The sequence below is a fragment of the Clostridium sp. C2-6-12 genome (genome assembly GCF_009928485.1).
Taxonomy (GTDB): Bacteria; Bacillota; Clostridia; order Clostridiales; family Clostridiaceae; genus Clostridium.
Window position 1 is genome coordinate 1 of the sequence record NZ_JAABNP010000032.1, and the last position, 19,692, is coordinate 19,692.

A 19,692-nucleotide genomic window follows, 5' to 3' on the forward strand; every position below is an offset into this window, starting at 1 on the left:
AACGAGTAATTCTATGAATAATCAAGCTATTTTTTCATAACAGCTTAACAGATTCCTATAGTATTACTTAATTTTCTTTTTATACATGTTTTCTCATGTGTTTTAAAGCTGTTTTTTCTAATCTTGAAACTTGTGCCTGTGAAATTCCAATTTCATCTGCAACTTCCATTTGGGTTCTTCCATTAAAAAATCGTAAATTTAATATTAATTTTTCTCTGTCAGAAAGTTTTTTCATAGCCTCCTTTATTGAAATGTTTTCAAGCCAATGTTCATCCGTATTTTTCGAATCACTTATTTGATCCATTACATATATTGCGTCTCCTCCATCATGGTAAATTGGTTCAAATAATGATACAGGATCTTGTATTGCATCTAATGCAAATACGACTTCTTCTCTTGGTAGTTCAAGTTCTTTTGCAATTTGCGAAATAGTAGGTTCTTTATTATTATCTTTTATAAATCTTTCTCTCATAATCAAAGCCTTATAAGCAATGTCTCTCAAAGATCTGCTTACTCTAATAGAATTATTATCTCTTAAATATCTTCTAATTTCTCCAATTATCATTGGTACTGCGTATGTTGAAAACTTGACATTTTGAGATAAATCAAAATTATCTATGGATTTCATCAATCCAATACAGCCAACCTGGAACAAATCATCTATATTTTCGCCTCTATTATTAAATCTCTGAATAACACTTAATACAAGCCTCAAATTTCCTTTTATGAAGGTTTCTCTTGCACTTTTATCTCCATCTTTCATTTGAAGAAAAAGCTGTTTCTTTTCTTTCTCTTTGAGTACAGGAAGCTTCGAAGTATTAACGCCACATATTTCTACTTTGTTAATTATCACAAGTATCAACCCTTTCGAAAGTAATTATCCAATTGCTATTTATAATTATCTCCTTTAGGCAATACTTTTATACTCGAAGACAAGCTAAATCATTCTACTTATTTCTTTCTTAAGTCTCTTAATTATTTTCTTTTCTAATCTTGATATATAAGATTGAGATATACCAAGCATATCAGCTACTTCCTTTTGAGTTTTTTCTCTTGTTCCATTTAATCCGAATCTCAATCTTACTATTTCCTTTTCTCTTTCATTTAAACTTTTTAACGCCATGACTAAAAGCTGCTTATCAACTTCATCTTCAATTAAATTATAAACTGTATCATTTTCAGTTCCTAATATATCAGATAATAAAAGTTCATTTCCATCCCAGTCTATATTTAAAGGTTCATAAAATGAAATTTCTGCTTTTATTTTACTATTTCTTCTTAAATACATAAGAATTTCATTTTCGATACATCTTGATGCATAAGTTGCAAGTTTTATTTTTTTTTCAGGATTAAAGGTATTTACAGCCTTTATTAATCCAATAGTTCCAACAGAAATTAAATCTTCTACATATACTCCTGTATTTTCAAATTTTCTCGCTATATAAACTACTAATCTTAAATTCCTTTCTATTAATATGCTTCTGATTTTTTCGTCTCCATCATTTAATTTATTTACTAATTCTTCTTCTTCATCTTTTGATAATGGTGGTGGCAATGCATCACTTCCTCCAACATAATATAAATTCTTTTTTAAAATTTTAAATCTGCTCATCAGCCTATTAAAGAACAAAATTAGTCTTTCCATATACATCCTCCTTATATACTATTCCTCTGGATAATAATGCATTGAATTCATCTTCTCTGCTTAATGTTTGCTTACAAGGACAAATTATTGCATCAACATTTTCGTATAGATGCTTTGTATTTGTTATTTTTATGTTATTTATTCTTATTCCTCTAAGATCACCGCCATATCCTATAGAATTATAAGGTATTTTATAAGTATTATTTTCATTGAATTCTATATCCTTAATCAAATCTTCTTCAATTAAAATACATGGAAGATTAGTAATGGATTCGACCAGTTCATTTCCTGTATCTAAAAAACCTTTAAAACTATAGTGTTTTTTTTCTATTTCAAATTCAACATTGAAGTCAAAATTCTTTATAAACAATTTTCCCTTTACATAATCTGTAATTCTACTATAAGATGCATATATAATCATTATTGACAAAATAATATATTTAATTGAGTATTTCTCAACTCTATAACTTGTACCTATACTGAATTCATATGACTTTAAAGAAAATAGAAAACATATTCCACTTAAAGTGAAGCTTATCATTAAAAAAATAGCTGCCAATTTAATTAAATTAAAAATGCTGTTCTTTCCATACACTAGCCTAACCATTATAAATACAACTGCTAGTTGAAATGGAAAGCTTGCTAATATATTAAGTTTAGGCAATATCAAAACTAGGGTATAAATCCCCCCTATAAAGCTTGAAATAATCAAATTACTAGTTTTACATTTATGTTTGATACAGTTCATTGTTAAAGTTAATAAAAAAAAATCCACTATACAGTTTTCTAAAATTAGAATATCAGCATATATTTTCATCTTAACGCCTCCAATCTGTATGGCTTTTATTATATACTCCTTCATTTCAAAAATTTGTCACAATCACATTTTATAGCTTTACTTTTTTTATTAATCTTTTTACATTTACTTACACTATATTTTTATGTTTACTTTTTTACATTTAAAACCAACTTATTATATAAAAATAAATTCTATTATCTTATATAAATTTGCTAAAAATAGTAATAACAAAATAGGATGGAAACTTGTTATAAGAATATCCCTCAAACAAATTTCCATCCTATTTATTAAATTTACATTTTTATATTAATGTCTCTTTTGTCTTCTTAAGAAAACTGGTATATCTAAATCATCTTCTTCAAAGCTGCTAGATGTTGTTTCAGGCTCTTTAACATCTACTGCTGCTTCTGGTTCCTCTTTAACTTTTTCTTGAACTTGTGGTTTTTTAAGTTCTTCCACCATTGAGTTCATTGAAACTTTATTATTTTCACTCTCAAATCCAGTTGCTATAACTGTAATCCTAATTTCTTCAGTAAGAGTTTCATCTATTACCGCTCCAACAATTATATTTGCATCTGGATCAACTGCTTCACGAACAACATCTGCTGCATCATACACTTCTAATGCTCCAAGATCTGCTCCACCAGTAAAGTTTATAATAACATCTGTAGCACCATCTATTGATGTTTCTAAAAGTGGAGATGATATTGCCTGCTTAACAGCATCTTGTGTTCTAGTATCACCTTTACCAAAGCCAACACCCATATGAGCTAATCCTTTATTAAGCATAACTGCCTTTATATCTGCAAAGTCAGCGTTAATTACACCAGTTATTGTAATCAAGTCTGAAATTGCCTGTACACCTTGTCTTAATACTTCATCAGCTAATTTAAATGAATCCAATAGAGTTGTTTTCTTATCAGCCATATTAAGTAATCTTTCATTTGGTATAATAACTAGAGTATCAACCTTTTCTTTTAATGTAGCAATACCCATTTCAGCATGTCTCATTCTCCTTTTTCCTTCAAAAGGGAATGGTTTTGTAACCACACCTACAGTTAAAATGTCCATAGCTTTAGCTATTTCTGCAACGATTGGAGCTGCACCTGTTCCAGTACCGCCTCCCATACCAGCAGTAATAAATACCATATTAGCGCCTTTAATAGCAGCAGTAATTTCCTCTCTGCTTTCTTCAGCTGCCTTTCTTCCAATTTCAGGGTTTGCACCAGCACCTAACCCTTTTGTTAACTTTTCCCCTATTTGAATTTTATGATTAGCATTAGAAAGCATTAATGCTTGCTTATCTGTATTTATTGCAATAAACTCAACATTCTTTAATCCTTCAACTATCATCCTATTTACGGCATTACTTCCACCGCCGCCGCAACCAATTACTTTTATATTGGTTAATTCTTGCATATCTGTTTCAAAATCTAACAAAACAATTCCTCCCCTTAAAAAATCTTATCAAAAAAACCTTTCACTTTTTTTAGAATATGATTTTCACTTTTATTATTGTGTAAATATTCATTATTTATTTCATTATTTTTATTAGTTAGAACTACGTTTTTATCTTCTAATAAAATTAATCTATCATATACTTCTTTCGCAATTGCTAATGAAGTTATATTTTCTGAATTTTTTATCCCCAAATCATTTTTTCTTATAACTTTTGTTTTTATCTTAAAAATTTTACGAATGATTTCACTTATATCCTCGAAATAAGTTACACCATCTCCATATAGAATTATACTACAAATTCTATCATAATGACCAGTGTTTTTTAATTTTGCGTTAATATGATTTAATATTTCTTCTATCCTAGCATTTGCTACCTCATAGAATAGTTTTTTAGACACTTTAGTTGTACCTACTTCTATTTCATCCTGAAGAGAATTATCTAAGTATAAAGCTTTATAATTGCTAGAATAAATCTTTTTCATATTATCAGCTTCTAAGAAAGAAAACTCACCACAAATAGCTATATCATTACTTATATTATTACCACCTATTAGTACATTTGCCAATTCCTTTACGACACCATTACTAAATAACGCTATATCAGTAATACCTGCTCCAATATCAACTAAAGCTATGTTTCCTATTGAATTTTTTTCACTTAAAAACACTTGTTTTCCAACTAATATATTTAACTTAATAAATTCAATTTTATATTTAGTTTCTTTAAAAAGCTCATAATATTTTTCAATTTCTTTTGTTTCTGCTATTACCAATGTAAGATTAAGTTCAAGCCTTCTACCTTTCCAGTTAATTATATCTTTATGTACTACAACACCATCTAAAATATAAAAATTTATCAATATATCTATAATTGATTCATCGCTTCTTATAGTAATACTTTTTTTTCCCATTTTTAGTGCTTTTCTTATCTCTTCACTAGTAACCTTTTCTTCACTTAGATCAATTGCAACCGTTGTTTCTGAAATTCTAACTTTATTTGAAGAAATTCCAATAGCAACATCCTTAATTTCTTTTTTAGCTTTTTCCTCCAATTCACTTAACAAACTTACGACCGCTTCTCTGCATTTTTCAATATCAGTTAATAATCCCTTTTCCATTCCAGCTGACTTACAAGATTTTACGCCTAATATTTCCAGATCTTCTTTACCTTTAAAAGCTAAAGTCGCAGACAACTTCTTACTTCCAAAATCTATGGATGTAATTATATCTTGTTGCATAATTAATCTTCCCTTCTATATTGAAAAAAATCTACCAATTGCATTATATTCAACATATCTCTTAAAAATCCTCTTTTAATTTATATATTTTTTCATAATTTATTATTTTTTATTCATCCTTCATAATTACTTAATAAAACAATATAATAGTTATTGAAATATTTTTATAAAAATAAGGGTACTATTTTGAAATAGCACCCTTATTTTAACTATGTGAAAACTTTTAATTTTTTGCACGTAAATCTCCTTAATTTTTTGTAAGTAGCTCTTTTCTAAGCTTTTTTAAAGCCTTCTTTTCTATTCTTGATACATATGAACGTGAAATTCCTAAGTTTACAGCTATTTCTCTCTGAGTTTTACATTTACCGTCTATTAATCCATAACGCATAATTAAAATAGCACTTTCACGTTTACTTAATGATTCAACTAGTTTTTTATATAAAGCTCTTATTTGTAAGTTGCTTTCAACTTTTTCTAAAACACAATCCTTCTCACTACTTAATATATCAAGTAAACAGAATTCATTTCCCTCCTTATCAACTCCAATCGGATCTTGAAGATAGACCTCACTTTTTTGCTTTTTATTGTTTCTAAACAGCATTAGAATTTCGTTTTCTATACATCTTGAAGCATAAGTAGCCAATCTTGTACCCTTGCTAGAATCAAATGAGTCAATAGCTTTTATTAATCCTACAGTTCCAATTGAAATTAATTCATCTACATCCTTATTGGGAAATGAGTATTTTTTTACTATGTGGGCCACCAATCTTAAGTTTCTCTCAATTAAAACGCTTTTTGCAGCCTTATCTCCCTCTTTAAATTTCTTTAAATACATTTGTTCTTCAGTTTCATCTAAAGGCATTGGAAATGTATTACTGTTTGTTACATACCCTGTAAGAAAAAGTGAATTCAATATTAAGTCTATAAACACCTTTTTCCTCCACATCAGTGCTTGCTATTATAATATGTTTATTTTTCCGAAAAGTTGCTTAAGCATTTTTATTTTTTTATTTTTATTAATTTCTTTATTAAAATATATAAGTTTTAACATTAAAATATATATTGAAAAAATATTAGACTTTCCCCGTCGCCTCATCATTCTTAACTGATCTAGTCTCTCATATTTAACTTTTTAACTATATCTTTAAAAATAGGAGCTGCTGTATCACCGCCTCCTAACTTTTCATTATCAGTTCCATCTGAAGATTTTATATTTGGGGTAAATACCACCATAGTATATTTCTTTTCTCCTATATCAAAAAAACCAGCAAACCACCCATGTGTTTGTTTTTCACTACCAGTTGACGAGCCCGTTTTCCCTCCTATATCTAGATCTCCTATATAGGCTTTTATTCCCGTTCCATTTATTATAACCTGCCTCATAGAATTCTTAACTAATTTTGCTGTTGTTTCACTATAAACCCTTTGTTTATTAGTTTTAAATTCTTTAATTATCCCACCATCCTTATCTAAAACATCTTCTACTATATAAGGTTTTATATATACACCGTTGTTAGTTATAGTATTTATAGCTCCTAGCATTTGAACTGGAGTTACATTCATACATTGTCCTATAGAAATATTATTCATCCCTGATTCTTTAAGTGGTTTAACTCCTTTGGCTTCATTTCTACTTCCACCTTTAAAATTTAATACTCTATCATATAAACCTAACTTTTCTGAATACTCCATTAGCTTTTCATATCCCACCTTTGATCCTATCTCCGCAAATATATCGTTGCAAGATTTTGCAAAGGCCTGCTCTACAGATAATCTTCCATGTACTTCCTTGCATATCTTTCCGTTACACGTAAAAGTGTTATTTATATTCATTAATCCCATATCTAAGGCTGCACCAAGTGTAATTACCTTATAAATAGAACCAGGTTCATATCCTATTTGTTGTATCCCAAGATTTATATTAGCTGCACTCTCATCTTTTTGAACCATAGCTCTTATTTTCCCAGTATCAGCTTCCATTATAGTTATACCAACATTAGTTAAATATGAATATTCTTCTTTATCTAATATGCCTCTTACCTTATCTTCAATTTCTTTATCTATAGTTAATTGTAAATTCCTATTTTGATCACTTATATTTAATAACTGTTTTACATAAACTGCTCTACTATCTAAATAAAATTCACCTTTAGGTTTTTCATTATCTTTAAAATAATTATATAGTTCTCCTTCAAGAGATTCTGCCTCATGTTCTTCATCTAATACTTTAGAAAACATACTTGGTACGCTCCAAGCTTTTTTTGTATCCGTTTCATTTGAAATATAGGTATATATACCTTTAATATTTTTAAGATTATTTATTTTATTGTACGAGCCTTCTGATATATTGTAGTATATCTTACCACCCTGTTTCATAACTTCAGTATAATTAAAATCAGGATTTTCAGACTTCATTATAAAGTTTAAAGCCATCAAGTCTTCTAGCGTTTCTTCATAATTATTTAAACTGAAGGGCTTAGTATCTATTACAAGCACGTATTTTTGTTCGTATTTCATCAAATCATTACCATTAGTATCTAAAATCTTATAGTTCATATTACTAACATTTTCTTCTTGATGATTTTGATAAGAACTTTGGACTTTTTCAGATGGATATATTTGCAAAACATATAATCTTACGGTTAATGCCATCATGATTGTTATAAATATAGCTAAAATCTGTAATATTCTTTTATTCCTGTTAAACTTTTCAGTAAAAATAAAAAACACCTCCTTTTGGTTAATTATTCCCAAAAAGGAGATATTTTATTCAAACTGTTATTTGTTTTTAATCAATAGGTCTTTCACTCTTAGTGGCACATCAACTTTAACTTTATATAACATTTGTGCTCTTGCAGCTGACTCTAATGCCTTACCATTTAATTCTTTCATTTCGTGAAGAACAATTTCAAAATTGTCCCCTTCTGGTCTTAAAACTTCAACTGTGTCTTCATTTAATACTTTATTTTTTTGTTCAATAGTTGCAGTTTTTGTTTTTTCATCATATTCTCTTACAATTCCAACTATATCTGCATTTCTGATATATCCTGAATCTTCATATACTTGTTCATTATTTTGTCCATAATAAAAACCTGTATGGTATTGTCTATGACTTACATTATTTAAATTTTCCATCCATTTTGGATCAAACTTATAATTATCAGGGTCTTTCATATATGCATCAACAGCTTGCCTATAGGATTTAACTACAGCTGCTACATAATATAAACTTTTCATTCTTCCTTCTATTTTAAGGGAGTATACTCCTGCCTTAATAACATCATCAATATGTTCAATCATGCATAAATCTTTTGAATTCATTATATAAGTTCCATTATCATCTTCAACTACTTCGTAAAGTTCACCTGGTCTTTTCTCTTCAACTAAATGATACTTATATCTGCATGCTTGAGCACAAGCTCCTCTATTGGCATCTCTACCTGTCATATAATTAGAAAGCAGACATCTTCCTGAATAACTTATGCACATTGAACCATGAACAAAAGCTTCGATTTCGCAATCTTCTGGTAAATTATCTCTCATTTCTTTAATTTCAGTTAAGCTTAATTCCCTAGCCATAACTATTCTTTTAACACCTTGATCATACCAGAACTTAGCTGCTCTCCAGTTAACATTATTTGCTTGAGTGCTTAAATGAATTTCTAAATTTGGTGCAACTTCTCTAGCTGCTGATATTATTGCTGGATCTGATGCAATAATTGCATCTACTCCTGTTTCATATAATTCTTTTATATAATCCTCAACGCCACTTAAATCTTCATTATGAGGGAATACATTCATAGTAACATATACTTTTCTATTTCTTTCATGGGCGTAATCTACACCCTCTTTTAATTGTTCATTTGTAAAATTATCAGCAAATGCTCTTAAATTTAATTTGCTTCCTCCTAGGTATACTGCATCAGCTCCAAAATCTATTGCTATTTTAAGCTTATCTAAATTCCCTGCTGGTGCTAAAACTTCTGGTCTTATCATTTTATTTACCTCCTCTTAGTAACTGCAATTCCATCTCCCATAGGTATGACAGATGTAATCAAGTTTTTATCTTGAGTAACTAATTCCAAATAAGTCCTCATTCTTTTTACTATTGTTATTTTTCTTCTTTTGACTAATTCCTGAGATGCTACCATTCCTCTAAATAGAACATTATCAGCTACTATTATACCATCTTCCTTAAGCAATCTTAAACAATGTGGTAAAAAATGATTATAATGTCCCTTTCCTGCATCCATAAAAATTAAATCAAATGGTTCATTTAATTTTTCTAATACTTCTAAACAATCACCTTGTTCAATTTTTATTTTATGACTTAAATTAAATTTATTTAAGTTCACATTAGCTAATTCTATCATTCTTTCATCACGTTCTATTGTTACAATCTCTGGCTCTGTACCAGCTGCTTCATACATTAATATTGATGAAAAACCTATTGCTGTCCCTAGTTCCAATATCCTTTTTGGCTTTTTCATACTTGTCATAAATTCAAGGAAAACACCAGTTTCTTTTTGAACAATAGGAACTCCATTTGCTCTTGCAAAATCTTCTATTTCTTTTAAGATGCCATCCCTGTCCTTAATTAAACCTCTAATATATTCTTCCATATAGTCATATGTAATCTCACTCATGAATTTCCTCCAAATTTCAAATCTAATATAAATTCATTGTAAACTAACTAATAAATAATATTAAGTTACTAAGCAACTTAATATTTAATTTTTGAAAAGCACTAAGGCTTTTCTTCCTCAACAGTTAACTCTTAACTGTTACCTGTTTTTAGTATCCTAGTTCTTTTTTCTTCTTTAAAAAATCATCATAGCTCTTAGTAAAATAATGTGAATCATCCTTTTGTAAAATATAATATAAATAATCTGTCTTTTCTGGAAGTATTGCAGCTTTAATACAATTTATTCCCGGACTAGCTATTGGACCTACTGGAAGACCTTCATATTTATAAACATTATATGGTGAGTTTATTTCTAAATGTTTGTTTAATACCACATCAACATGATATCCAAGAGCATAAATTACTGCTGCATCTATTTCAAGTTTCATATTTTTATCAAGTCTATTATAAATAACTGATGAAATAAGTGGTCTGTCCTTTTGCACCTTGGCTTCTTTTTCTATCATAGAAGCTATAGTAATTATTTTTTCCACATCTTCATCTTTTATATCAACTTTAGTTTCATCTTTTACTTGCTTTAATACATCCTCAAATCTAGTTAACATTATTTTAACTATATTTTCAGCTCCTAAGCCTTCTTCAACTAAATATGTATCTGGATATAAAAAACCTTCTAGATTGTATCTTTTTTTGCTGTTATTACTAACATACTTTGGCAATTCATAATTTTGCACGGCTTTTATGAACTCATTTTTTGAACAAATTTCTTTCTCTTCAAGAACATTCCCAATTTCTTCAATAGAATATCCTTCTGGAATAGTAAATTTAATTAAATTTTTAACACCTGTTCCATTTTCTAAAGAACTTATTAATTCCTCTAAGCTTGAATTAGTATTTATTTCATAAATACCTTCTCTTAATTTTATATTTTTTTTATCTATTGCAAGCTTAACTTTAATGAGTAGCTTATTTGAAAGCTTATCTTCTTTGTCTAATTTATTTAATATATCATAAAATCCTTCGCCTTGTCTTACTTCAATCAGCATGGTGTTTTCATTTGAATTTAAGGGCTTTTCTATTGCATTATTATAGGATATCACAAAAGTAACTATTATGACAAATATAAATATTGCAACTGCCAGCAGCAATTTTTTTAAGTTTTTATATCGCTCCATAAAGATTCTCCTGAATATAATTAAAAGTAAATAATCCAATACAGACTATTTACTTTTAATTAGCTTTATTTATTTTATCTATAGAATATTATTTATAATTATTTTTTGCTTCTGCTGATCATTCTTCTTCTTTCAGCACTATCTAATATTCTCTTTCTCATTCTTATATTTTGTGGAGTTACTTCTACTAACTCATCAGCATTTATGAATTCTAAACATTGTTCAAGTGACATTTCAACTGGTGGAGTTAATTTTAATGCATCATCAGCACCCGATGATCTTGTATTAGTAAGTTTCTTCATTTTACATACATTAATTTCAAGATCCTCTGCTCTTGCAGAAACACCAACTATCATACCACCATATACAGGAACACCAGCTCCTATAAATAATTGTCCTCTTTCTTGAGCACTATATAATCCATAAGCTATTGAATCTCCTGCTTCAAAAGAAACTATTGACCCTCTGCTTCTACCTGGAATTTCACCTTTATATTTTTCATAAGAATGGAATACGTGATTCATAATTCCATTACCCTTTGTATCAGTCATTAATTCACTTCTAAATCCAATAAGACCTCTAGCTGGAACCGTAAATTCTAATCTTGTGTATCCATTTACTGCTGATGTCATATTAACCATTTCAGCTTTTCTTGGCCCTAGCTTTTCCATTACTGGCCCCATAAATTCTTCTGGAACATCGATTGTTAAGTACTCAATCGGTTCTTCTTTATGACCATTTTCTTCTCTAAAGATAACATTTGCTTTTGAAACTTGGAATTCATATCCTTCTCTTCTCATAGTTTCAATAAGAACTGAAAGATGAAGTTCTCCTCTTCCTGCAACTTCAAAGCAATCTGGAGTAATTTCTTTTACTCTTAAACTTACATTTGTTTCAAGTTCCTTCATTAATCTATCTCTCAAATGTCTTGATGTTACAAACTCACCTTCTTGCCCTGCAAATGGTGAATCATTAACCATGAAGTTCATTGTTAATGTTGGTTCATCTATTTCTAAAAATGGTAATGCTTCTGGAGCTGAAGAATCTGCTATAGTATCACCTATATTAGCATCAAGAACACCACTTACTGCAACTATATCTCCCATTGAAGCTTCTTCTGCTTCTTCTCTTTTTAATCCTTTGTATGTAAATATACTAGTTATTTTGAAATTAAAATTTGATCCATCATTCTTTAATAGAGTTACAGTTTGATTTCTCTTTACAACACCTCTGTGTATTTTACCAATTGCAATCTTCCCAACAAAGGCATTTGTATCTAGTGTACTTACTAACATTTGAAGTGGTTCATCTGCATATCCTTCTGGTGGTGCAACATATTTTACTATTGTTTCAAATATAGGATTCATGTCTGCATTATCATCTTCAACATTATATCTTGCAAAACCTTCTCTAGCTGACGCATAAATAATTTGGAAGTCTAATTGTTCATCATTTGCTCCTAATTCTACAAATAGGTCAAATACTTCATCAATTACTTCTGTTGGTCTAGCATTTGGTTTATCTATTTTATTAATTATAACTATTGGCTTTAACCCTAATTCTAATGATTTCTTTAAAACGAATTTAGTTTGTGGCATTGGACCTTCATATGAGTCAACAACAAGTAAAACTGAGTCAACCATCTTAAGTACACGTTCAACTTCCCCACCGAAATCTGCATGTCCTGGGGTATCTACTATATTTATTTTTATATCATTATAAATTACAGCAGTATTTTTTGAAAGAATTGTAATTCCTCTTTCTTTTTCTAAGTCATTAGAATCCATTACTCTTTCTTCTACTTTTTCGTTAGCTCTAAATGTATGACTTTGCTTTAATAGAGCATCAACTAATGTTGTCTTACCATGGTCAACGTGGGCAATTATAGCTATATTTCTTATATCTTCTCTTTTTATTAATTCCATTTTTTATTCCTCCAAACAGCATTAAACTGCGAATTTTTCTTTTTTATCCAAGTCAAAACTATCATAGATTATTAACTTATTAATTATTTCATAGCAACAACTATAGATAAGTATCACTTTATTATTTTGTCTCTAGTTATGTATACAATAAGTAAAAAATTAAGTATATTTATAAAATATTTTCCAAATAATTATTATGTTAATAAATTTTTAATTATTAATTAAAATAATAACTCAAGTTATAAGTCAATGTAAACCTATAACTGTTTTTTTCCAAAATAAAATTGGATACTTAAAGTATCCAATTTCCTACACAACTATTTTAAATTTTACCCTTTTCAGCATAAAAAGTCAACTATAAAAAACTTACATTATAAGTTTTACTATTTGAACTTTCCTTACAATGGCAAAATTTATTTTCTATTTTAAACATTGATTTTGCTTCAAATAATTTAAAATTCCATAATTATAGGTAATATCATAGGCTTTCTCTTAGTCTTTTCATAAAGGAATTCTCTAAGTTCGTCTCTCATTTTAGATTTTAATGTTGCCCAATCTGATATTTGCTTTTCTTCACAATCTCTAAGTACTGCTTTAACAATATCTCTTGCATCCTCCATAAGACCTTCTGATTCCCTAACATATACGAATCCTCTAGAAATTATATCTGGTCCTGATACGACTCTTCCCGATTGCTTTTCTATTGTAACAACAATTGTTAAAATACCGTCTTGTGATAAATGCTTTCTATCTCTTAAAACAATATTTCCTACATCTCCAACTCCAAGTCCATCTACAAAAACTTGACCAGCAATTGCTGTACCATTCTTTTTAATATAGTTTCTTGCTACTTCAATTATATCTCCATTTTCAGGTATAATTAAGTTCTTATCTGGAAGACCTAACTCCATTGCCAATTCACCATGCTTTTTCAAATGTCTATATTCACCATGAACTGGTACAAAAAATCTTGGCTTAACTAATGCCTGCATTAATTTTAATTCTTCTTGACAAGCATGACCTGAAACGTGAATTTTTTCAGCAGAATCATATATTACTTCTGCACCTTTTTTAAATAATTGATTTACAACCTTTGAAACCAATTTTTCATTTCCTGGAATTGGTGTTGCTGAAATAATAACAGTATCTCCAGGTACAACATTAACTTTTCTATGTTCTGATGCCGCCATTCTTGCTAGGGCTGACATTGGTTCTCCTTGACTTCCTGTTGTTATAATAACAACTTTTTCATTAGGATATTTTCCAATTTGATCTATTGGCACAAGTACATCTTCTTCAAAGTTAAGATAACCCAATTCAGCTGCTACTTGAACTATATTTTCCATACTACGCCCAGACACAGCCACTTTTTTATCATAAGCTTGTGCTGCCGTTATTATTTGTTGGATTCTATGAATATTAGAAGCAAATGTTGCAACTATTATTCTGCCCTTTGCTTTTCCAAATAATCTTAAAAAAGTTTCTCCAACAACTCTTTCAGTTAAAGTATATCCTGCTCTTTCAACATTAGTTGAATCAGCCATCATTACTAAAACACCTTTTCTTCCCAATTCTGCTAATCTTCCAAAATCCATCATTTCACCATCAATTGGTGTATAATCAATTTTGAAATCTCCAGTATGAAGCACAACTCCCAGTGGTGTATGAATGGCAATTGCCACCGAATCCGCTATAGAGTGATTTGTTTTTATAAATTCTACTGAAACGCTCTGTAATTTAATTATATCCTTTGGTTTAACTCTCATAAGCTGAGTTGATGCTAATAAGCCGTGCTCTTTTAATTTAGTCTCAACTATTCCTATAGTAAGCTTAGTACCATAAACTGGAACATTCAATTGTTTCAATATATATGGCAGAGCCCCTATATGATCTTCATGTCCGTGAGTTAAAAATATTCCTTTAATCTTTTCGGCATTTTTAATTAAGTATGAAATATCAGGTATTACAATATCTATTCCAAACATATCATCATCTGGGAACTTTAATCCGCAATCTATAACTATAATATCATCTTTATATTCAATTGCTGTTATATTCTTCCCGATTTCATTTATACCGCCAAGAGGAATAATTTTTATCTTTGCTTTTTCGCTCTTCATATTTCCCCTCCTTTTTGTGGCATTATCTATAAACAAAGGCTCTTTTTTATTTCAAGTACCTTTTATTCATCCTTTAGTTTTTTTTGACATTCCTCACATATTCCATAAAACTTTACACTATGGTCTAAAATTTTAAATTTATACTGCTTTTCTATACTTTCTTCAAGTTCTTCCAGTAAATCATCCTGAACTTCCGAAACACTGCTACAGATATTACAAATCAAATGATGATGCCTATGTGCTTCATTAGAATGCACAATTTCATATCTGCTACATCCATCATTTAAATCCAATCTTGATATTACACCCAATTCTTCCAACACAAGAATAGTTCTATATACTGTTGCTAATCCAATTTCTGGACAATCTTTTTTTACCTTATCATATATTTCTTCTGCCGTTAAATGTTGACCTTCATTTTCAATAATTGTGTCAACTATGGATCTTCTTTGTGGTGTTAATTTATACCCTTTCTTTTTCAACTCTTCTTTTAAGGCATTCATATCAACCAAGTTCGATTTTTCCATACATAACACCTCACTTTTCATATAAAATTTATACTCAGCATAAACTATTTTCATTAAAATATGTTTAACTATAAAATGTTACTTATGAATTATTCCTCTAAACCGTCTTCATTCATAAGTGTTTCATAAGTTTCTAGCACCATTTCAAACTCTTCATCCTCATCTTCTAGTGCTATAAAAATTTCACTTCCATCTTCATCTTTAAATATTTTAAATGCATATGCATCTTCTGTATCTTCATCAGCTGGTGTCGCAACAATATATTGTCCTTTTAATTTTTCTATTTCGAAGTAAATAATAACCTCAAACTTAACATCATTGCCATTTTCATCTGGTATATATACGTATTTTGCATCTTTATCCATATAACATTTCCTTTCTATCTCTTATTTTTTAATAATTGTAAAGAAAATAACGAATCAATTACAGAAAATCTATCGTTAGTTGACTTATTACTTTCCAAAATATATATTTAAGCACCTGAATCACAATAACAGGACAAAATTTATCCCTGTTTTATTGTTAAAATTTAGTTAAGCTTAATAAATTCCGTATTTTGCTTCGCACTATTTTCTATAGTGAAAAGTTTTTGGTAGTGCTTTGCACTATTTTCTATAGTGAAAAGATCTTGGTTGTGGCATAGCCACTATTTCATATAGTGCATATCTAAATATCCTTGAAGGATAAAAGTTGATGCAACTTTATCAACTATCTTTTTTCGCTTATTTCTTGACAAATCAGCTTCAAGCATTGCCTTATGCGCAGCAACAGTTGTTAAGCGTTCATCCCAGAATACTATTTGAACTTTCAGCTCTTCTTCAATTAACTTTCCAAAAGTCATTATAATTTCTCCTGATGGCCCAATTGTTCCATTCATATTCTTTGGAAGTCCAATTACTATAATTTCTGCTTTATATTCATCACAAAACTTTTTTATTTCTTCTAAATCTTTTTCTTTGTTAGTTCTTCTTATTGTAGTAATCCCTTGCGCTGTAAATCCTAACGGATCACTTACTGCGACACCTATAGTCTTTGAACCTACATCTAATCCCAATATTCTCAAATTTCAGCACCTCTTAAAAAAATAAGAGTGCCCGCAAAAACGGGCACTCTCTACTTTATCTCTAAATAAGATTTTATTACTTCCTCTAGTATGTCATCTCTTTCGAGTTTTCTCACTAAAGCTCTTGCTCCGTTGTAATTAGTGATGTAAGTAGGGTCTCCTGAAATCAAATATCCAACTAACTGATTTATAGGATTGTATCCTTTTTCTTGTAAAGAATTATAAACCTCTGTTAATATTGCCTTCGTAAGAGCTTCTTTATTCTTACTTAAATCAAATTGCATTGTATGTTCAATATTATTACTCATAGTACGCTGCTTATGCAGCTCACCCCCTTAATCATTGTCTAAGGAAACGATATCCATATTTATTATTTACTTAAATTTTTAATTGTATTCGCATAATCCATATTTAGATTATAACCTATTTTTTTTCAAAAGTATATACTACTTTGCTAAAGTTTCTACCATTTTATAGGCAACTTCAATTGCTTCCTTTATCTTTTCTGGTGATTTTCCGCCGGCTTGAGCCATGTCTGGTCTTCCGCCTCCACCTCCGCCAAGTACAGCAGATACTTCTTTTATTAATTTACCACAATGAGCGCCTTTTGCCACTGCATCTTTTGTTGCCATAGCACAGATAACAGCCTTTCCATCTTTAGCACTCATAAGCACTACTACACTATTTTCAACCTTATCTCTTACTTTTTCACAAACTTCTCTTAAAGCATCTCCATCAACATCACTTAATTCGTATGCAATTACATTAATATCTTTAATATTTTTTGCTGATGCTATTATATCATCTAGACCCATTGAAGCAAATTTAGCTTTTAATGCTCCTATTTCTTTATCTTTATCTTTTAATTCTTTAACTTGTTGATCAAGTTTAGCTAAAAGTTCTTTTTCTGAACATCTAAGCTTGCTTGAAATTTCTTTTATTAAATCCTTCTTTTCATTAACTATCTTATAAGCTTCTTTACCAATTACAGCTTCTATTCTTCTTGTTCCTGCTGCAATACCACTTTCTGATACAATTTTAAATAGCCCTATCTTTCCAGTATTATCTATATGTGTACCACCACATAATTCTTTAGAATATTCTCCAGCCATTACAACTCTAACTTTATCAGAATATTTATCATCAAATATACCAATAGCTCCACTGTTTTTTGCTTCTTGAAGATCCATAACCTTTGTAACTACAGGTGTTACACTTGTTATTGCTTCATTTACTAAATCTTCTACTTTAGCTATTTCTTCATCTGTCATAGCTTCAAAGTGAGAAAAGTCAAATCTAAGTCTATCATTAGTTACAAGAGAACCTGCTTGGTGAACATGTGACCCAAGAACTGTAGTTAATGCCTTATCTAATAGATGAGTTGCAGTATGGTTCTTTTTAATACTTTCACGTCTAGCTTTATCTACTTCTATAGTAACTTTATCATTAACTTTTAATTCTCCTGATAAAACTTCTACAAAGTGAACTATCTTTCCACCAATATTCTTTTTAGTATCAACAACTTTAGCCTTAAAGCTATCATTGTATATTAAACCTGTATCTCCTATTTGTCCTCCCATTTCAGCATATAAAGGAGTAACATCTGTAACTATAATAGCTTTATTTCCTTCTGTAATACTATCTGCAAAGTCTTCGCCTTCAATTAAAACTTTAACTTCTGCCTCTAACGTATCATTATCATAACCATCAAAAACAGTTTCTACTTCAGCTGGTATTGCATCTGAAATATTAACATCTGTTCCCATGTAATTAGAAGTTTTTCTTGCACTTCTTGCTCTTTCTCTTTGAACTTTCATTTCTTCTTGGAAAGCTGCTTCATCTAAAGATAAACCTTCATCTTCTAAGATTTCCATAGTTAATTCCATTGGGAATCCAAAAGTATCATATAATTTAAACCCATCTACACCACTAAGAACTTTTTCATTCTTTTCTTTTAATTCACTTATAAATCCATTTAAGATCTCCATTCCTGAATCTAAAGTTTCTCTAAATTTATCTTCTTCTATTTTAATTACCTTTTTAATGTATTCTTTTTTAGCTTCTAATTCTGGATATGCGCTACTACAATCTCTAATAACAATATCACATAAATTGCATAAGAATGCATCTTTAATTCCTAAAGTCTTTCCATGTCTTGCAGCTCTTCTAAGAAGTCTTCTTAAAACATATCCTCTTCCTTCATTAGATGGCATTACATCATCTGAAATTAAGAAAGATATTGATCTGATATGATCAGTTATTAATCTTAAAGAAATATCTGTTTTATGATCTGCTCCATATTCTACCTTAGCAATCTTTGCAACTTCACTTAATATATTTTCTAATGTGTCAATTTCAAATATACTATTTTTATTTTGCATTATAACCGCTAGTCTTTCTAGTCCCATTCCTGTATCTATGTTAGTATTTGCAAGTTTTTCATAATTACCTTTTCCGTCACCATCAAATTGAGTAAATACAAGGTTCCAAAACTCTATTATCTTATCTGCATCTGATAAAGTAACAAATTCTTCAGAATTTGTTGGAACTTCTTCTGTTCTACTGAAGTGGATTTCTGTACAAGGACCACAAGGACCCGCGCCATGTTCCCAGAAGTTATCTTCTTTACCTAATCTGAATATGTGACTCTTATCTACATCTGTAAGTGTAGTCCAGTATTCATATGCTTCATCATCATCTAAATATATTGTCACATATAATTTTTCCTTTGGCATTTCTAACACTTCAGTTATGAATTCCCATGCCCATGGAATTATTTCTTTTTTAAAATAATCACCAAAAGAAAAGTTTCCAAGCATTTCAAAGAAAGTACCATGTCTGCTTGTAATACCTACATTTTCAATATCGCCAGTTCTAACACATTTTTGACAAGTAGTGATTCTTTTCTTTGGTGGCTCTTGCAGTCCTGTAAAGTAAGGCTTTAAGGGAGCCATACCAGCATTTATCAATAATAAACTCTTATCATTTTTAGGAACTAATGAAAAACTTTCTAATCTTAAATGTTCTTTACCTTCAAAAAATTTTAAATATGCTTCTCTTAGGTCATTTGTTTTTGTAAATTTCATAACTACCT

Annotated in this window: 17 protein-coding genes; all 17 read right to left on the reverse strand. The window is 29.5% G+C overall.

The window, feature by feature from the left end:
• Nucleotides 1-79 precede the first annotated feature (79 nt).
• A complete protein-coding gene (sigG, locus tag GXK56_RS21240; RefSeq protein WP_160691177.1) occupies nucleotides 80-853 on the reverse strand; it encodes an RNA polymerase sporulation sigma factor SigG in 774 nt (257 codons plus the stop codon).
• Between the two features lie 84 nt (nucleotides 854-937).
• Complete coding sequence (gene sigE / locus GXK56_RS21245) at nucleotides 938-1,645, reverse strand: RNA polymerase sporulation sigma factor SigE (protein ID WP_160691179.1); 708 nt, start codon at nucleotides 1,643-1,645, stop codon at nucleotides 938-940.
• On the reverse strand, nucleotides 1,620-2,462 hold the full coding sequence (locus tag GXK56_RS21250) for a sigma-E processing peptidase SpoIIGA (RefSeq protein WP_160691181.1): 843 nt from the start codon (nucleotides 2,460-2,462) through the stop codon (nucleotides 1,620-1,622). The genes sigE and GXK56_RS21250 overlap by 26 nt, the downstream gene beginning before the upstream one ends.
• Before the next feature lie 288 nt (nucleotides 2,463-2,750).
• Nucleotides 2,751-3,884: a cell division protein FtsZ gene (gene ftsZ, locus GXK56_RS21255; protein WP_160691183.1), complete on the reverse strand. Its 1,134-nt coding sequence runs from the start codon at nucleotides 3,882-3,884 to the stop codon at nucleotides 2,751-2,753.
• Between the two features lie 14 nt (nucleotides 3,885-3,898).
• Nucleotides 3,899-5,143, reverse strand: a complete 1,245-nt coding sequence (locus GXK56_RS21260; protein WP_160691185.1) for a cell division FtsA domain-containing protein — start codon at nucleotides 5,141-5,143, stop codon at nucleotides 3,899-3,901.
• Nucleotides 5,144-5,390: 247 nt separating this feature from the next.
• Entirely contained in the window at nucleotides 5,391-6,074 is a 684-nt protein-coding gene (sigK, locus tag GXK56_RS21265) for an RNA polymerase sporulation sigma factor SigK (protein ID WP_243156211.1), read from the reverse strand.
• A 179-nt stretch (nucleotides 6,075-6,253) separates the two neighbouring features.
• Nucleotides 6,254-7,873: a penicillin-binding transpeptidase domain-containing protein gene (locus GXK56_RS21270; protein ID WP_243156215.1), complete on the reverse strand. Its 1,620-nt coding sequence runs from the start codon at nucleotides 7,871-7,873 to the stop codon at nucleotides 6,254-6,256.
• A gap of 48 nt (nucleotides 7,874-7,921) precedes the next feature.
• Entirely contained in the window at nucleotides 7,922-9,139 is a 1,218-nt protein-coding gene (locus GXK56_RS21275) for a U32 family peptidase (RefSeq protein WP_160691189.1), read from the reverse strand.
• 5 nt (nucleotides 9,140-9,144) lie between these two features.
• Nucleotides 9,145-9,789, reverse strand: a complete 645-nt coding sequence (locus tag GXK56_RS21280; RefSeq protein ID WP_160691191.1) for an O-methyltransferase — start codon at nucleotides 9,787-9,789, stop codon at nucleotides 9,145-9,147.
• A 148-nt stretch (nucleotides 9,790-9,937) separates the two neighbouring features.
• Nucleotides 9,938-10,963, reverse strand: a complete 1,026-nt coding sequence (gene mltG / locus GXK56_RS21285) for an endolytic transglycosylase MltG (RefSeq protein WP_160691193.1) — start codon at nucleotides 10,961-10,963, stop codon at nucleotides 9,938-9,940.
• A 98-nt stretch (nucleotides 10,964-11,061) separates the two neighbouring features.
• Nucleotides 11,062-12,888, reverse strand: a complete 1,827-nt coding sequence (typA, locus tag GXK56_RS21290) for a translational GTPase TypA (protein WP_160691195.1) — start codon at nucleotides 12,886-12,888, stop codon at nucleotides 11,062-11,064.
• 452 nt (nucleotides 12,889-13,340) lie between these two features.
• A complete protein-coding gene (locus tag GXK56_RS21295; RefSeq protein WP_160691197.1) occupies nucleotides 13,341-15,008 on the reverse strand; it encodes a ribonuclease J in 1,668 nt (555 codons plus the stop codon).
• A gap of 62 nt (nucleotides 15,009-15,070) precedes the next feature.
• Nucleotides 15,071-15,535, reverse strand: a complete 465-nt coding sequence (locus GXK56_RS21300) for a Fur family transcriptional regulator (protein WP_160691199.1) — start codon at nucleotides 15,533-15,535, stop codon at nucleotides 15,071-15,073.
• An 89-nt stretch (nucleotides 15,536-15,624) separates the two neighbouring features.
• A complete protein-coding gene (locus GXK56_RS21305; RefSeq protein ID WP_160691201.1) occupies nucleotides 15,625-15,900 on the reverse strand; it encodes a DUF1292 domain-containing protein in 276 nt (91 codons plus the stop codon).
• A gap of 281 nt (nucleotides 15,901-16,181) precedes the next feature.
• Nucleotides 16,182-16,598: a Holliday junction resolvase RuvX gene (gene ruvX / locus GXK56_RS21310; RefSeq protein WP_160691203.1), complete on the reverse strand. Its 417-nt coding sequence runs from the start codon at nucleotides 16,596-16,598 to the stop codon at nucleotides 16,182-16,184.
• Between the two features lie 50 nt (nucleotides 16,599-16,648).
• Entirely contained in the window at nucleotides 16,649-16,906 is a 258-nt protein-coding gene (locus GXK56_RS21315; protein WP_160691205.1) for an IreB family regulatory phosphoprotein, read from the reverse strand.
• 138 nt (nucleotides 16,907-17,044) lie between these two features.
• The gene (alaS, locus tag GXK56_RS21320; protein ID WP_160691207.1) at nucleotides 17,045-19,684 is read right to left on the reverse strand and encodes an alanine--tRNA ligase; all 2,640 of its coding nucleotides are present in this window, start codon (nucleotides 19,682-19,684) and stop codon (nucleotides 17,045-17,047) included.
• Between the last annotated feature and the right edge of the window lie 8 nt (nucleotides 19,685-19,692).

Bases quoted from the DNA above. Each gene is read 5' to 3' on its own strand.
- mltG (WP_160691193.1), bottom strand. From the start codon at position 10,963: ATGGAGCGATATAAAAACTTAAAAAAATTGCTGCTGGCAGTTGCAATA.
- GXK56_RS21300 (WP_160691199.1), bottom strand. From the start codon at position 15,535: ATGGAAAAATCGAACTTGGTTGATATGAATGCCTTAAAAGAAGAGTTG.
- typA (WP_160691195.1), bottom strand. From the start codon at position 12,888: ATGGAATTAATAAAAAGAGAAGATATAAGAAATATAGCTATAATTGCC.
- GXK56_RS21260 (WP_160691185.1), bottom strand. From the start codon at position 5,143: ATGCAACAAGATATAATTACATCCATAGATTTTGGAAGTAAGAAGTTG.
- sigE (WP_160691179.1), bottom strand. From the start codon at position 1,645: ATGGAAAGACTAATTTTGTTCTTTAATAGGCTGATGAGCAGATTTAAA.
- GXK56_RS21305 (WP_160691201.1), bottom strand. From the start codon at position 15,900: ATGGATAAAGATGCAAAATACGTATATATACCAGATGAAAATGGCAAT.
- GXK56_RS21280 (WP_160691191.1), bottom strand. From the start codon at position 9,789: ATGAGTGAGATTACATATGACTATATGGAAGAATATATTAGAGGTTTA.
- GXK56_RS21250 (WP_160691181.1), bottom strand. From the start codon at position 2,462: ATGAAAATATATGCTGATATTCTAATTTTAGAAAACTGTATAGTGGAT.
- GXK56_RS21295 (WP_160691197.1), bottom strand. From the start codon at position 15,008: ATGAAGAGCGAAAAAGCAAAGATAAAAATTATTCCTCTTGGCGGTATA.
- GXK56_RS21315 (WP_160691205.1), bottom strand. From the start codon at position 16,906: ATGAGTAATAATATTGAACATACAATGCAATTTGATTTAAGTAAGAAT.
- alaS (WP_160691207.1), bottom strand. From the start codon at position 19,684: ATGAAATTTACAAAAACAAATGACCTAAGAGAAGCATATTTAAAATTT.
- GXK56_RS21275 (WP_160691189.1), bottom strand. From the start codon at position 9,139: ATGATAAGACCAGAAGTTTTAGCACCAGCAGGGAATTTAGATAAGCTT.